Genomic DNA, 14,088 nt, shown 5'->3' on the forward strand with positions numbered 1-14,088 from the left:
TCGAAGCATCTCTATTGCGCAACTAACCCTGGCGTGAGGTAGAGATGCTTCGACTGCGCTCAGCATGACCGTTTTCAAATCTGATTACCCAACCACCGAACCATGAAACCCGCCCCCACCACCTACCCCGTCCACGAGCTCATCCGCAGCCGCTGGAGCCCCCGCGCCTACGCCGCCACGCCCGTGGCCCAGGACACCCTGAACCAGGTTTTTGAAGCCGCGTCCTGGGCCTTCAGCGCCATGAACGCGCAGCCCTGGCAGTACATCTACGCCCACAAGGCCGACGCTGAGGCCTTCCAGAAAATCCTGGCTACGCTAATGCCCGGCAACCAGCCCTGGGCCAAAAACGCCCCGGTGCTCATCCTCGCCCTGGCCAACACGCAGTTCGACAACGGCCAGCCCAACGGCGCCGCCCTGCACGACCTGGGCGCCGCCAACGCCACCCTGTTTCTCGAAGCCACCGCCCTGGGCCTGCACGGCCACGTGATGGGCGGCTTCGACCGCAAGAAGGCCCGCCGCGACTTCCACCTGCCCGACCACCTCACGCCCGTGGTGGTACTGGCCCTGGGCTACCTCGGCGACGCCGAGCAGCTGGAGGAACCCTTCCTGAGCCGCGAGAAAGCCGCCCGCAGCCGCAAGCCGGTGGCCGAGTTTGCGTTTCAAAACGAGCTGCCGGTGGAGGTTTTGGCCTGAGAGTCTACCTGGCTCGCCTAACGAGAAACGCGCCGCTGCTCCGGTTACGGGAGCGGCGGCGCGTTTCTTATGTTCCTGCTGGAATGCAGCGCGCTTTCTCAACTTCCGCGCCGGCCTTCAGCCACGTTATGCAGGCCGGAGCATCTGCTACTGGATGCACCCAAGCGACCGGGCGCGGCACTCGAAGCGCCGCCGCGTGCCGACAAAACAACCCGAACACGTTGGTTTCCTGCGACAGCACTACGTCATCGGTTGCCAGGGCATTTTCCAGCAAATGCACGTCCTTGAGCATTTCGGCCTGGGCTTTTTCGGTGCAGTCCAGCGCATATATCCGTTCGGTCAGGCCCGAATCGGGTTCGGGACTTAGCACCACGTGCAGCTTGCGGCCCACCATCTGCCGCAGCCAGTTCTTCGAGAAACCCGACTGATGCTTCTGCCACTCCCAGTACTGGGTGGCCGACAGCACCACCCGGTGCTGCTCGCTCAGCATGGTTTGCAACACTTGCCGGCAGGCATCCGAAACAGGTTTTTCGCTCTCGCTGGCCGAGCGCGCCACGTTGGTGTCCACCACCAGGCGGCGCGAAGTAGTAGGCCGCCGCATTACTTCCCGGCTTTGCCAAAGTGCCGCTCGCCCACCGCCGTCAGATACGCATCCTGTGCCCGCAGCTCCACATCGCCGAAATCCTCCGGCCACGCGCCATACGCGCCGTCCTCGTCGGGCTCTACATAAGTCACCTGTGTCGCCCCCTTGGCATCGCGCGCAAACCAGTGCAGCGCCACGTCGGTGTTCTTGATGCGGTCCTGCGCAATGAGCGTCTGCACCGTCAGCAGCAGCAGGCTGCTGTGCGTTTCCACTATCACGCGCACGCCCCGGTTGGCGGCCTCGGCCAGCAGCTCCGCCATCGCCACCTGCGCCCGGGGGTGCAGGTGCAGCTCGGGCTGCTCCACGTACACCAGCTGCCCCTTCTGCGCCGCGATGAGGGCCACCAGTATCGGCAGCACCTGCGACACGCCGATGCCCACGTCGGCAATGTTCACCAGGTCGGCTTTACGGGGCTTGCCCTTGCTGCCGGCGGGCAGGCGGCTCACGCTCAGCTCTACTTCATTGGCGTTTTTCACCTTCGCTGTGACAGAATCGGTGAGGCCGAGGCGGCGCAGGTAGTCGTTGAGTTTCGCTAGTTTCTCCGTGTCCTGCTGCTCCTGCCACCGATTTACAACACCGGCGGCATATAGGTCAAAAGTGCCTCGGATTCGCCTTACATAACTGGCGTAGGGGTAGCTTCTAAGTGGCGCACTGCGAAGACCAGGAATGTGGATAATTTCTGGTATTTCTTCTTCATAACTAGCTGGTGAATACACATCGACTAATTGTCCTTCCTCATCTAAGAGGTGCAATACGAGGTAACCCGGAAGACGGAAAATATCTATATCAATGGTCCCATCCGCAAGTAATTCTTCTAATCGTTCTTTTGAAAGTTGGTTTTTGACATCCTCCCAACTCATGCCATCCCAGATTTCAATCTTTTCATCTCCCGTTTGCCAAGACTGCTTATCTATTTCAAACCCAGCAGCTGCTTTACGAAATGTTAGATTGAACGCACTTGAGACGTATTCTTTATCCCTGTCATAAAACTCATGCCCCACTAAGAAGCAGGAAAATGTCTTCTCTTGGACACCCGTAATCAAGCTTAGGACTTGCTCAGCTTGGTCTATTTGAACGTGCCCGCCGCTTAGAAGCAACGCCCCAGCCGGCTGATACGGCGCCTCCATCGTCTGCTTAATCAACAGCAGCGGCTGCATGATGCTTGATTTCCCCGAACTGTTCGTGCCCGCTAGCAGCGTCAGGGGCCGCACGTGCAGCGTGGCATCCACCAGCGACTTGTAGCCCTGCACCCGAATTTCCTCGATGAGCATGTAGGGCGGGCGGTTGGCCGGCGCGGGGGCGGCCGGCGCCGAAACTTGTTTTTTAGCCATGGCGGCAAAGTACGGGCTTGCCTTGCAGATTCGGGGTTTTGTCCCGGTACTCAGCAATAAGCGCCCGCCTCGGCTTGCAATAGTCTCAACAATTATGACTACCTAGCGCTGCGCTTTTTCCTCGGTCCCGCCCCAACGGTCCTCGGTCCCGCCACGCCGCTTCTCGCCCCCGCCCCAACGGGCTTCGGTGTCGCCCCGCCTTTCCGCGGTGCCGCCACACCTTTCTTCGCTCACGCCACGCCTCTCCTCGGTCCCGCCCCGGGTTTCCTCGGTCCGGTCGCGGGGTTCCTCGGTCCCGCCACGGGGTTCCTCGGCCTGGTTTCGCCCTTCCTCCCCCCGGCCGCACCTCTCCGCGCCCCGGTTCCTGTTTCGCTCCCCCATTTTTTCATTGTTTCCTACCCCAAGCACATGCTCACCGCCAAACAGGACAACCGCCTCAGCGCCGCCGAAACCCTCGCCGCCGCCCTCAAACAGGACCCCACGCCCTACGCCGCCGACAAGGCGCTGAAAGCCGTGGCCAAGCGCCTCGACGAAATCATTGCCGACATGCTGCCCCTGCGCACCGAAGCCCAGCGCACGGCCCGGGCCGGTGCCCCCGCCGGCGACAAGTCCGAAAAGGAAACTGCCCGCGAAACCCTCGTCATCGTGACCGCCGAAATTGCCGGCGACGTGTTTGCCTATGCTTCCGAAAAGAAGCTGCCCGCTCTACAGGCCCTCGCCGACTACAACGAGAACGGCCTGCGCAAGCTGCGCGGCTCCCGCCTCTCCGACGTGGCCACCGCCCTGCTCGAAGAGTTGCCCAACCACAAAGCCGTGCTCGAAGACGAATACGGTGTCGACAAAGCCCGCATCAAGGAACTGGACGACGCCATCAAAAGCTTCAACGGCCTGAAAACCGCCCCCCGCCAGGCCCAAATTGACGGCAAAAGCGCCCGCATCAGCCTCCGCGCCGAGTTTGCCGAGCTGGGCGAATTGCTCCAGGACCGCCTCATGCGCCTGCTGCGCAAATACAAGCGCCGCGACCTCGATTTCTACAACCGCATCACCGCCGCCCGGGCCGTGGTCGACCGCGCCGCCACCAACGCCAGCCCCGCGCCCAAAGCCTCTTAGGCTGCCGCAGTTGCTGCCGCCAGACCAGGCCCGCTGCCCCCGCAGCGGGCCTTTCTGTTTGGTCCCGCCCCCGCCCTGAGCTTTTCAACAAACCAAACTTGAGCTTTTCAGCAAAGTAGCCCCGGCGCCCCGGCCGGACCTTTGTCCTGTACTTTAACCCGCAGAACTCATGAACAACGTTTGGTTTATCACCGGGAGCGCGCGCGGCCTGGGCCGCAGCCTCACCGAAGCCGTCTTGGCCCACGGCGACCGGGTGGCCGCCACCGCCCGCCACCCCGAGCAGCTCGCCGACCTCGTGGCGCGCCACGGCGCCCAGGTGCTGCCCCTGGCCCTCGACGTCACCCACCCCGCCCAGATAACCGCGGCCGTGGCCGCCGCCGTGGCCCACTTCGGCCGCCTCGACGTGGTGGTGAACAACGCCGGTTTCGGCATCACCGGCGCCGCCGAGGCCTACACCGACGAGCAGGTGCGCAGCCAGCTCGAAACCAATTTGTACGCCCCCATTGCCATCACGCGGGCCGTGCTGCCCTATTTGCGCCGGCAGCGCAGCGGCCACATCCTCCAAATCAGCTCCGTGGGCGGGCGCGTGGGCAACGCCGGCGTCTCCGTGTACCAGGCCGCCAAGTTTGGCCTGGGCGGCTTCAGCGAAGCCCTGGCCAAGGAAGTGGCCCCGCTGGGCATCCGCGTCACCTCCGTCGAGCCCGGCGGCTTCCGCACCGACTGGGCCGGCGCCTCCATGACCTTCGCCCCCGCCATCGAGGGCTACGACCTGGTGGCCCAGCGCGCCGAATTCTTCGCCAGCGGCAACTTCGTGCCCGTCGGCGACCCCGCCAAAGGCGCCCAGGTCCTGATAAACCTCGTGGCCCACCCCCACCCGCCCGTGCACCTCGTGCTGGGCAGCGAAGCCGCCGCCATGCTCCGCCAGGCCGACGCCGACCGCCAGGCCGAGTTCGAGCAGTGGCTCCCCGTCACCCTCTCCACCGACCACGACGAAGCCGACGCCGGGAATTTTCTCCAAACCGCCATGGGCCAGTCGCTGCTAGCCGAGCAGCAGAATGCGCGCGGGGCAGAGTAACTGTGGTCTAAAAGAACGTCATGCAGAGCGTAGCGAAGCATCTTTACCGCTTCGTTCTGGCGGGCGCCTCACCCCCTGACCCCCTCTCCGAAGGGAGAGGGGACACCGGTTTTGCTTCAAATAAAATTAAAATGGTCTGGCTCCCCCTCTCCCTTCGGAGAGGGGGCCGGGGGGTGAGGCGCCCGCCAGAACAAACCGAGCGAGATGCTACGCGCGGCATGACGTTCTTTTACCTTCCGCTATCAGCCCATGCCCACCCCTCCCCGCCCCCAAATCCTCTATTCCTGCTACCACAGCCGCAGCCGGGAGGGCGAGCAGTTCGTGGCCGAGCACATCCTGAGCTACCAGCTAGCCGGCACCCTCACCACCAACGACGGCCAGCAGGAGCAGGTCTTTCACCCCGGCGCCCTGCGCCTGAGCAAGCGCAACCACCTCGTCAAGTTCAACAAGCAGCCGCCCGAAGACGGCGATTTCCAGTCCCTCTCCATCACCCTCGACCAGGAAACCCTCCGCCGCGTCAGCCTCGAATACGGCCTCGCTGCCGCCCGGCACCCCGCCAGCCCCAGCGCCATCGTGCCCCTGGAAATGAACCCGCTCTACCAAAGCTTCTTCGATTCCTTGCGCCCCTACGAGCACCTCGCCCAGCCCGGCAACGAAGGCCTGCTCGCCCTCAAGCTGCGCGAAGCCGTGCTGCTTCTGCTCAAGTCCAACCCCGAGCTGCAGGACGTGCTGTTCGATTTCAGCGAGCCGGGCAAAATCGACCTCGAAGCCTTCATGAGCCGCAACTTTCATTTCAACGTGCAGCTGCGCCGGTTTGCCTACCTCACCGGCCGCAGCCTGGCCACCTTCAAGCGCGATTTTGAGCGCATTTTCCAGCTGTCGCCCAGCCGCTGGCTCCTGCGCCGCCGCCTGCAGGAAGCCCACTACCTGATAACCGCCAAAGGCAAAGCCCCCTCCGAAGCCTACCTCGAAGTCGGCTTTGAAGACCTCTCGCACTTCTCTTTCGCCTTCAAAAAGATGTACGGCGTGGCCCCGTCCCGGATTTAAGGTGGCGGCCAGCGTCGGTAGCTGGCCACTGAGCCCCTGTGGCGTCGCGGGCCCCGGCAGCGGCATAACTGCCCGCGCCCGGCCTGCGTACTGCCAGCTCACCTTCCTTCTCCACCGTCGTGCCCAACAAAACCCTGAAAGACATCGCCGCCAAAATGGCGAATCTCGACATTGCCATGCTCACCACGCACACCAGCCGGGGCCAGCTCAGCAGCCGCCCCATGAGCAACAACGGCGACGTGGAGTACGACGGCAACTCCTACTACTTCACCTACGAAGGCTCCCGCACCGTCAAAGACATCAGCGAGAACCCGCACGTCAGCCTCAGCTTCGAGGGCCCCAAGCGGCTCTACGTGTCCATCGTGGGCACCGCCCGCCTCATCCGCCAGCGGGCCACCATGCAAAAGCACTGGCTGCCCGAGCTGAAACAATGGTTCAAAGACGGCCTCGATACCCCCGGCATCGTGCTGGTGCGCGTCGAAGCCCAGCGCATCAAGTACTGGCAGGACGAGGACGAAGGCGAGTTGCACATCGGCGCCGGCGACAAGGACTAATCTGAATTAAAAAAGAACGTCATGTCGAGCTTGCCGAGACATCTCGCGTGCCACCACTAATCTGTAAAATGAATAGTGAAAGCACGCGAGATGTCTCGGCAAGCTCGACATGACGTTTTAGATTGTGCCAAATAATCCGTAGCTACTCGCCCAGCTCGCGGTATTTCGGCATCTCCTCCGGCTCAGAGAGCATCCCGGTCGTGAGCAACGTAGCCCCAATGGCCAGAAAGGTATTGCGCGCCTTTTTATTCCGGGAGAAGCCCAGCAGCCACGGCGCGCTCAGGCTGGTGAGGGCCGTCACCACGTCCAGGGCCAAATGGGTTTTGAAGGGCACCTTTTTCACCAGCCCCCACTCGGCGCGGGTGCAGGCCGTGAGGGCCAGGATGCCCCCGCCCAGCACGTAGCTCAGCAGGCTGGCGTTTTTGTTGTCGCTGAAGCCGATAAGGGCGGGCGCGGCGGCCACCAGCGGCGCGGCCGAATAGTCGAGAATGCCATGGACCTGGCGGGAAATGGGCTTGCTCATAAAAGCTTTTTGGAAAGGAAAAGGAAGATGAATGGGTGAGAAGCTAACGGCCGGCCACCGCCAAAGGATATGGCCCAGCTTACTCCTTTCGGGCTTTTAGTGCTGATGTAGGGGCGGGGCTCGCCCCCGCCCGCCGTCAAACGGCAATGGTTCAACAGGCGGGCGGGGGCGAGCCCCGCCCCTACCTCGGCTGCCAGCCACAAGCCCGCAGCCCCCGACCAAAAAGCGACGCCTACAAGCCTGGTTTCCGGAGTCGCCGGGTATCTTTGGCCGCGGCCCTTCCGCGACCTTTCCACCTATTCCTAGCTCTATTTATGGCTGAAAAACACCTCGTCGTGCTCACCGGCGCCGGCGTTTCCGCCGAGTCCGGCATCCGCACCTTCCGCGACACCAACGGCCTTTGGGAAGAGCACCGCGTCGAGGACGTGGCCTCGCCCGAAGGCTTTGCCCGCAACCCCGCCCTGGTGCTGGAGTTCTACAACCAGCGCCGCGCCCAGGCCCGCACCGTGCAGCCCAACGCCGCCCACCTGGCCCTGGCCGGCTTCGAGGAAGTGCCCGGCTGGCGCGTCAGCATCATCACCCAAAACGTGGACGACCTGCACGAGCGCGCCGGCTCCGGCCACGTGCTGCACTTGCACGGCATGCTGAACGAGATGCGCTCCGTGGCCGATGAAGCCACCGTGTACCACTGCGACGGCGACATCCAGGTGGGCGACCTCGCGCCCGACGGCTCCCAGCTGCGCCCCCACATCGTGTGGTTTGGCGAGTTGGTGCCGGCCATCGAGGAAGCGGCCGAAATTGTGAGCACCGCCGACGTGCTGCTCGTCGTCGGCACTTCCCTGCAGGTGTACCCCGCCGCCGGCCTGCTGCACTACGCCCCCGCCACCTGCCCCGTCTTCGTCATCGACCCGCACCAGCCCGAAGCCGGTCGCCGCGGCGTGCGCTACGTGGCCGAGCCCGCCAGCACCGGCGTGCCCCAGGTGCTGCGCGAGCTCACCACCTAAACGCGGCATTCACCGTACCCTCACCCGCCACTTTTTTCCTTCGCGCTATGTACAGAATCGTCACCAAATACACCCTCGTCGGCTATCGCACCGAAACCGACCCCGCCACCCACACCCCCCACATGGCCCTGAAGCCCGTGCCCGGCGCCCCGCACGACTTCGAAACCGAACAGGCCGCCCTCGACTGGGCCCTCGGCAACCACGACGACATGCGCCACCACCGCGAGTTCGTGGTGCTGCCCGTGCACCACATGGTCCTCACCTGGCGCCCCGATGACACGGCCGCCTAGCCACCCGTTCTGGCGGGAGTTCTGGCCCAAAGCCCTCATCCTGGCGGCCATCATCGCCGCCCTGTGGCTGCTGGAGCACTTCGGCTTGATTTACCGCTGGTAGGTTGGGGAAGCGTTGACCGGCCTGCACCGCATTGGAATGTAAAAGCCCGTCATGCCGAGCGCAGCGAAGCATCTCTACTGCAATAGTGACTCAATCGAGTGAGTTGTGTTGCGCGGTAAAGATGCTTCGCTGCGCTCGGCATGACGGACTTTTAGTTTACTCTCAATTTTTCTTTCCTATTCTATGGCTTCTGCCTTTGCCCACGCCGCCCTGGGTGCCACTCTGGGCAAGCTCCTGCTGCCCGACCGTCGGCACTGGCCCTACTGGGTGGCGGCCGGAATCTGCGCCGCCCTACCCGATGTTGATTCCCTTGGCTACCGCCTGGGCGTGCCCTACGACAGTCTTTGGGGCCACCGCGGGCTCACGCACTCGCTGCTGGCCGCCGCTTTGGTAGCGGCCGTGGGCACTTTGCTGGGCAGACTGGCGGCTCGCCCGGACCAACCGCCCGCCGCCGGGCGGCTGGCGCTGCTGTTGTTTCTGGCCACGGCCTCGCACGGCCTGCTCGATGCCCTGACGACCGGCGGGCTGGGCGTGGCCTTCTTCAGCCCGTGGCACCCGGAGCGGTATTTCTTTCCCTTCCGTCCCATCAAAGTATCGCCGCTGAGCATCCGGGGGTTCTTCGGAGCTAAAGGACTGCGGGTGCTGGCCAGCGAGGCCGTGTGGGTAGGCCTGCCGTGCCTGCTGCTGTTGCTGGGGCAACGCTGGGCCCGGCCGCAGCAAGTAACCGACCCTGAAAACCAGCCGCGCCGGTAGCGCCGTGCATACTTTACCCGGCGTTCTGCGTATTCCGGTGCATACCCATTTTTTATGCGCCTACTATTCCTCTCCACGCTGGCTGCGCTCGGGCTCGCTTCGTCTTCGATTTCCGCGCAAACTGCCCCGCCCGCGCACACCGTTTTCCTGCTCGGCAACACCGCCCAAAAAGAATTGCCCGCCAGCCGTCTCCAGCAGTTGCGCCGCGCCCTGGAGCAGCAAACTGGCCCCTTCACGGTGGTCCACCTCGGCGACATTGTTGGCAATACCGGCCTGACCAGCAAAGGCGACACCGCCCTGGCCCAGGCCGAGCGCACCCGCGCCGATGCCCTCATTGCCCTCGTGAAAGGCCTGCCGCAAGGCAAAATCTACTTCCTGCCCGGCGATAAAGACTGGGCCAACTCCGGCCCCGACGGCCTGAAAGCCGTGCGCCGCCTCGAAAAGTACATCGAAAAGCAGCTGCCGGGCCAGAACGCCTTCATCCCCACCAACGGCTGCCCCGGCCCCGAAGTGGTGGACGTGGCCCCGCTGGTGCGCCTCGTGGCCATCAACACGCCCTGGTTCACGCACCCCTTCGACCGCCCCGAAGCGCCCGACACCGACTGCAAGACCCTCACGAAAGAGGAGTTTCGCGAGCAGCTGCAGGACCTCATCGACGACACCAAGAACAAGAACGTGCTGCTGCTGGGCCACCACCCCGTGGTGACCAACGGCGTGTACGGCGGCCACGAGCCCCTGTCCCGCCACCTCAGCCCGCCCGTGCTCGGCACCGTGTACGCGGCCTACCGCCAGAACGTGGGCTCGCCCCGCGACCTAGCCTACCCCGGCTACCAGGACCTGCGCAAGGAGTTGCTGAATACCCTGCAAAGCAACCCCGGCGTGGTGTACGCCGCCGCCCACGATTTCAGCCTGCAGGTGACGCCTTTCCAGGGCAACTACCACATTGTGAGCGGCAGCGTGGCCGAAAGTGAGCACGTGGGCGCCAAAGGCCAGTCGCTTTACAGCGAAAGCGAAGAAGGCTACACCACGCTCGAATACTTTGCTGACGGCACCGTAAAAACCCACGTTTTCGCCTTTGCAAGTGGCGACCAGCCGGCTAAGGACGCCTTCACCGCCACGCTGTTCCGCTCGGCCTGCGCCAGCGCCGCCGACCAGAAAATACCCCAAAATCCCTTCATCACCGACTGCCCCGGCGTAGCAAAAACCGCCGCCGAAACCAAAGCTGATGCGCCATTCCAGGCCACTACCACCGTGGTGCCCGGCCCCGAATACAAGCCCACGGGCAGCCGCAACTTCTTCATCGGCAAAATCTACCGCTCGTCGTGGCTGCAGCCGGTGGCCGTGCCCACCCTGGACCTGACCACTGAAAAAGGCGGCCTGCGCCCCACCGGCAAAGGCGGCGGACGCCAGACCACTTCGCTCAAGCTCACCGCGGCCGACAGCTCGGAATACGTTTTTCGCTCTGTCGACAAGGACGTGACGCGCATCTTGCCGCCGGAATTGCGCAACTCCGTAGCGGCCGATGTGCTGCGCGACATCACCGCCACGGCCAACCCCTACTCCAACCTGCCCATCGGCTACATGCTCGACCAAACGGACATTCTGCACGCCCGGCCGCGCCTGTTCCGCCTGCCCGACAACCAGCAGCTCGGCCCCTACCGCGAGCAGTACGCCGGCCTGCTCGGCACCCTCGAAGACTCGCCCAAAGACCCCAAGCCCAACCTGCCCGGCTTCGGCAATTCCGATGAGGTGACGCGCAGCTTTGGCCTGTTTCGCAAGCTCTACAAGGACCACGACAACAAAGTGGACGCCCCGCAGCTGGCCCGCGCCCGCGCCTTCGACATGCTGGTGGCCGACTTTGGCAAGCACGAGGATAACTGGAAATGGGCCGGCTACAAGCAGGCCAATGGCGGCGTCCTCTACCGCCCCATTCCGCGCGACCGTGACCAGAGTTTCACCCTCTGGAACGGCCTGCTCACCTACCTCGCCAACCGCGAATGGGCCGTGCCCAGCATTGAGAATTTCGGCGAAGAGTTTGACGACCTCAAAAGCCTCAACTGGCCCGCTCGCCACCTCGACCGCTTCCTCCTTCAAAGCCTCACCCGCGAACAGTGGCAGGAAGCCGCCACTTACCTGCAAGGCAAGCTCACGCCCGCCGTCATCGACCAGGCTACGGCCAAATTTCCTGCTGAAATTCAGAGCTTATCCGGCAACGAAATCAACCGCAAGTTGAAGCTCAGAATCCAGAAACTACCCAAGGCCATTGACGACTATTACCTCCTCCTCGCCAAGCGCGTGGACGTGGTGGGCTCCAACAAAGGCGAGGTTTTTCAGGTGAGCCGGCTGTCCGATGGCCAGGTACGCGTGCAGATGTTTGACCGCGCCGGCGACACTGAAAACGCCAAAGGCGCGGCCCTGTTCGACCGCACGTTCAAGCCCCATGAAACCGACGAAGTGTGCCTCTACGGCCTCGGCGGCAAGGACGTCTTCGCCGTCACCGGCGACGGCGGCAGCCACAGCATTCTGGTGCGCGTCATCGGCGGCGACGGCAAGGACAAGATTACCGATGACTCCCGCGCCGCTGGCCTGCGCACCCTCACCAAGGTGTACGACGTGCCCGATACCGAGCTCAAGCTGGGGGCCGAATCGGACAACCACACCAGCGCCCGGCCCGGCGTGAACGCCTACGACCGGGAGCAGTTCGAGTACAACAGCTACCGCCCCAGCATCTCGCTGTTCTACAACGCCAACGATGGCTTCGGGGCCGGCGCGGGCGTCACGTTTCTGCGGCAGGGCTTCCGCAAGCCGGGCTACAAAAACATGTATTCCTTCGACATTCAGGGCAGCATCAACGGCTTGCTGCAGCTCACGGCCAGCACCCGGCACCGCTACGCCATCGGCAAAATCGACGCCGGTGCCTCGGCCAGCTACGGCAGCTACTTCCCTTTCTACCGCTTCTTCGGGCTGGGCAACAACACTGGCTTCAGCCAGGATTTATACGACAACAAGTTCTACAACGCCCGCTACAAAGGCTACACCATCAACGCTTTTCTGGAGCGCACGTTCTTCCAGCGCAGCGTAATTCGGGTAGGGCCGACTTATGAGGACTACACCAGCGACTTTGGTGGCAATACGTTTCTGGGCACCATCGCCAGCCGCCCCTCCGACCAGCGCCCCAACACCAGCCCCCAGCGCCTCATTGGCCTGAACGGCGTGTTCGACCTCGACCTGCGCAACCGCCCCAGCTTCGCCCAGCGCGGCGTCCGCATTCGGGTGCAGCACGACTCTTACCGCCAGCTCAGCGAAAACCTCGACAGTGCCCGCACCGCCAAATCCAACTTCGGCCTCACCCAGGCCTTCGCCGAATACTACGGCACCGCCCGAATCGGCATCCCCGTCACGCTGGTGCTGAAAGGCGGCGGCGCCAAAACCTACGGCCCGGACGCGGCCATTCCCTTCTACAAATTCGCCAGCCTCGGCCAAAACGAAGGTTTGCGCGGCTACTACCGCAACCGCTTCAGCGGCGACGCCAGCCTGTATTACAACACCGAGCTGCGTCTGGCCCTGGGCCAGGTCAAAAACGGCTTCCTGCCCTTCTACTACGGCGTGTTTGGCTTCTACGACCAGGGCCGCGTGTACTATCAGGGCGCTTCGGACGGTGGCTGGCACTCGGGCTACGGCGGCGGCTTCTACATCGCGCCGGTGGTGGAAACCCTGGCCCTGGCCGTGTCTTACCAAAAATCGGTCGAAAGCAGCCTCATCCAGTTTGGCCTTGGCTTCCGAATCGATAAGTAGGCCGCCTTTTAGCCAATACTTAGCCGGCCGCGTACCTTTGGCCTTTCGTTTACTCTGATTTTGCTGCATGCACTTCCCCCTCCGTAAGCTCGCCGCCATCGACATTGGGTCCAACGCCGTGCGGTGTCAGATTTCGGCGGTGCTGTACTACGAAGGCCGCTACCGCCTCAAACGCGTGGAGTACGTGCGCTTCCCCATGCGCCTGGGCGAAGACGTCTTCGCCACCGGCCAGATTTCCAGGCCCAAAGAAGACCAGTTCGTCAAGTTCCTGCACTCGCTCAAGCTCCTGATGGAAGTGCACGGCGTGGCTCATTACCTGGTGTGCGCCACCTCCGCCATGCGCTCGGCCACCAACGGCGGCGCCATCGTGGCCCGCGTGCGCGAAGAGCTTGGCATGGAAATCAAAGTCATCGACGGCCAGGACGAAGCCTTCTACATCAACCGCGTCATCGAGCACGTGCTGGAAGACAAGCGCCACTACCTGCACATCGACGTGGGGGGCGGCAGCACCGAGTTCAACATCTATCATGACCGCCGCAAGGTCGCCGCGCAGTCGTTCGAAATCGGCTCCATCCGCCGCATGCAGGAAGAGGAAAGCGGCCACAACACCGCCGCCCAGGCCGAGCTCTGGGCCCGCATGGAAGAATGGGTGCGCCACAACGCCCGCACCTACCACGTCACGCGCGCCATCGGCACGGGCGGCAACATCAACAAGCTCTACAGCATGACGCCCGCGGCGCCGGCCAAACCCGTCACCCGCCGCAGCCTCGAAACCACCCTGGCCCGCCTCGCCAACCTGAGCATGAACGAGCGTGTGAACGTGGCCATGCTCAACCCCGACCGCGCCGACGTCATCGTGCCCGCCGGCCATATCTATCTTTCCGCCATGCAGTGGGCCAACGTCAACAACATGGTCGTGCCCGACATCGGCCTGAAAGACGGCATGCTCCAGGCCCTCTTTGAAGACTACTTCGACGAGATGGCCCCCGAAGCCAACCACCCCGCCATTCACCCCATCCCGGACCTGCAAAACATGCCCGCGGAATTGGAATAACGCCCGTCATTGCGAGCGCAGCGAAGCAATCTGCCTTCCCTTAGCGACTAGCTTTGAGTTGTGACAAGCTCAAAAGAAAGCCCCGGTACTGCTAAGTGCCGGGGCTTGTTACG

Annotated in this window: 13 protein-coding genes; 10 read left to right on the plus strand and 3 right to left on the minus strand. The window is 63.5% G+C overall.

The window, feature by feature from the left end; genetic code table 11:
* Window positions 1-102 precede the first annotated feature (102 nt).
* Window positions 103-693, plus strand: coding sequence for a nitroreductase family protein (locus tag I2H31_RS06620; RefSeq protein WP_196292207.1), 591 nt, complete (start codon window positions 103-105; stop codon window positions 691-693).
* Between the two features lie 67 nt (window positions 694-760).
* On the opposite strand, the gene I2H31_RS06625 is transcribed toward I2H31_RS06620, so the two are convergent.
* Both I2H31_RS06625 and I2H31_RS06630 read right to left on the minus strand, forming a co-directional pair.
* Window positions 761-1,294, minus strand: a complete 534-nt coding sequence (locus tag I2H31_RS06625) for a hypothetical protein (protein ID WP_196292208.1) — start codon at window positions 1,292-1,294, stop codon at window positions 761-763.
* Complete coding sequence (locus I2H31_RS06630) at window positions 1,294-2,667, minus strand: AAA family ATPase (RefSeq protein ID WP_196292209.1); 1,374 nt, start codon at window positions 2,665-2,667, stop codon at window positions 1,294-1,296. Before I2H31_RS06630 ends, I2H31_RS06625 begins: the two co-directional genes overlap by 1 nt.
* Before the next feature lie 408 nt (window positions 2,668-3,075).
* On the opposite strand from I2H31_RS06630, the gene I2H31_RS06635 reads away from it, so the two are divergent.
* The 4 genes from I2H31_RS06635 (at window position 3,076) to I2H31_RS06650 (ending at window position 6,453) form a co-directional block, all read left to right on the plus strand.
* Window positions 3,076-3,777, plus strand: a complete 702-nt coding sequence (locus tag I2H31_RS06635; RefSeq protein WP_196292210.1) for a hypothetical protein — start codon at window positions 3,076-3,078, stop codon at window positions 3,775-3,777.
* A 169-nt stretch (window positions 3,778-3,946) separates the two neighbouring features.
* Entirely contained in the window at window positions 3,947-4,852 is a 906-nt protein-coding gene (locus I2H31_RS06640) for an oxidoreductase (RefSeq protein WP_196292211.1), read from the plus strand.
* Between the two features lie 249 nt (window positions 4,853-5,101).
* Complete coding sequence (locus tag I2H31_RS06645; protein WP_196292212.1) at window positions 5,102-5,899, plus strand: helix-turn-helix domain-containing protein; 798 nt, start codon at window positions 5,102-5,104, stop codon at window positions 5,897-5,899.
* A gap of 119 nt (window positions 5,900-6,018) precedes the next feature.
* On the plus strand, window positions 6,019-6,453 hold the full coding sequence (locus I2H31_RS06650; protein ID WP_196292213.1) for a pyridoxamine 5'-phosphate oxidase family protein: 435 nt from the start codon (window positions 6,019-6,021) through the stop codon (window positions 6,451-6,453).
* A gap of 142 nt (window positions 6,454-6,595) precedes the next feature.
* Here the strand turns inward: I2H31_RS06650 and I2H31_RS06655 are convergent, their stop codons facing one another.
* Window positions 6,596-6,976 (minus strand): SPW repeat domain-containing protein, encoded by a 381-nt coding sequence (locus tag I2H31_RS06655; protein ID WP_196292214.1) that lies wholly within the window; start codon window positions 6,974-6,976, stop codon window positions 6,596-6,598.
* Window positions 6,977-7,290: 314 nt separating this feature from the next.
* Between I2H31_RS06655 and I2H31_RS06660 the strand changes: the two genes are divergently transcribed.
* The 5 genes from I2H31_RS06660 to I2H31_RS06680 all read left to right on the plus strand — a co-directional run bounded on the left by I2H31_RS06660 (window position 7,291) and on the right by I2H31_RS06680 (window position 13,975).
* Window positions 7,291-7,980 carry an SIR2 family NAD-dependent protein deacylase gene (locus tag I2H31_RS06660; RefSeq protein WP_196292215.1) on the plus strand — a complete coding sequence of 230 codons (690 nt, stop codon included), beginning with the start codon at window positions 7,291-7,293 and terminating at the stop codon, window positions 7,978-7,980.
* 47 nt (window positions 7,981-8,027) lie between these two features.
* Window positions 8,028-8,270: a hypothetical protein gene (locus I2H31_RS06665; protein ID WP_196292216.1), complete on the plus strand. Its 243-nt coding sequence runs from the start codon at window positions 8,028-8,030 to the stop codon at window positions 8,268-8,270.
* Window positions 8,271-8,556: 286 nt separating this feature from the next.
* Window positions 8,557-9,126: a metal-dependent hydrolase gene (locus I2H31_RS06670; protein ID WP_196292217.1), complete on the plus strand. Its 570-nt coding sequence runs from the start codon at window positions 8,557-8,559 to the stop codon at window positions 9,124-9,126.
* Window positions 9,127-9,180: 54 nt separating this feature from the next.
* Window positions 9,181-12,921 (plus strand): BamA/TamA family outer membrane protein, encoded by a 3,741-nt coding sequence (locus I2H31_RS06675; RefSeq protein WP_196292218.1) that lies wholly within the window; start codon window positions 9,181-9,183, stop codon window positions 12,919-12,921.
* 67 nt (window positions 12,922-12,988) lie between these two features.
* Complete coding sequence (locus tag I2H31_RS06680; RefSeq protein ID WP_196292219.1) at window positions 12,989-13,975, plus strand: Ppx/GppA phosphatase family protein; 987 nt, start codon at window positions 12,989-12,991, stop codon at window positions 13,973-13,975.
* The last annotated feature ends 113 nt before the right edge of the window (window positions 13,976-14,088 follow it).

The sequence above is a fragment of the Hymenobacter ruricola genome, from assembly GCF_015694525.1.
Taxonomy (GTDB): domain Bacteria; phylum Bacteroidota; class Bacteroidia; order Cytophagales; family Hymenobacteraceae; genus Hymenobacter; species Hymenobacter ruricola.

Bases quoted from the DNA above. Each gene is read 5' to 3' on its own strand.
- I2H31_RS06620 (WP_196292207.1), top strand. From the start codon at position 103: ATGAAACCCGCCCCCACCACCTACCCCGTCCACGAGCTCATCCGCAGC.
- I2H31_RS06625 (WP_196292208.1), bottom strand. From the start codon at position 1,294: ATGCGGCGGCCTACTACTTCGCGCCGCCTGGTGGTGGACACCAACGTG.
- I2H31_RS06630 (WP_196292209.1), bottom strand. From the start codon at position 2,667: ATGGCTAAAAAACAAGTTTCGGCGCCGGCCGCCCCCGCGCCGGCCAAC.
- I2H31_RS06635 (WP_196292210.1), top strand. From the start codon at position 3,076: ATGCTCACCGCCAAACAGGACAACCGCCTCAGCGCCGCCGAAACCCTC.
- I2H31_RS06640 (WP_196292211.1), top strand. From the start codon at position 3,947: ATGAACAACGTTTGGTTTATCACCGGGAGCGCGCGCGGCCTGGGCCGC.
- I2H31_RS06645 (WP_196292212.1), top strand. From the start codon at position 5,102: ATGCCCACCCCTCCCCGCCCCCAAATCCTCTATTCCTGCTACCACAGC.
- I2H31_RS06655 (WP_196292214.1), bottom strand. From the start codon at position 6,976: ATGAGCAAGCCCATTTCCCGCCAGGTCCATGGCATTCTCGACTATTCG.
- I2H31_RS06660 (WP_196292215.1), top strand. From the start codon at position 7,291: ATGGCTGAAAAACACCTCGTCGTGCTCACCGGCGCCGGCGTTTCCGCC.
- I2H31_RS06665 (WP_196292216.1), top strand. From the start codon at position 8,028: ATGTACAGAATCGTCACCAAATACACCCTCGTCGGCTATCGCACCGAA.
- I2H31_RS06670 (WP_196292217.1), top strand. From the start codon at position 8,557: ATGGCTTCTGCCTTTGCCCACGCCGCCCTGGGTGCCACTCTGGGCAAG.
- I2H31_RS06675 (WP_196292218.1), top strand. From the start codon at position 9,181: ATGCGCCTACTATTCCTCTCCACGCTGGCTGCGCTCGGGCTCGCTTCG.
- I2H31_RS06680 (WP_196292219.1), top strand. From the start codon at position 12,989: ATGCACTTCCCCCTCCGTAAGCTCGCCGCCATCGACATTGGGTCCAAC.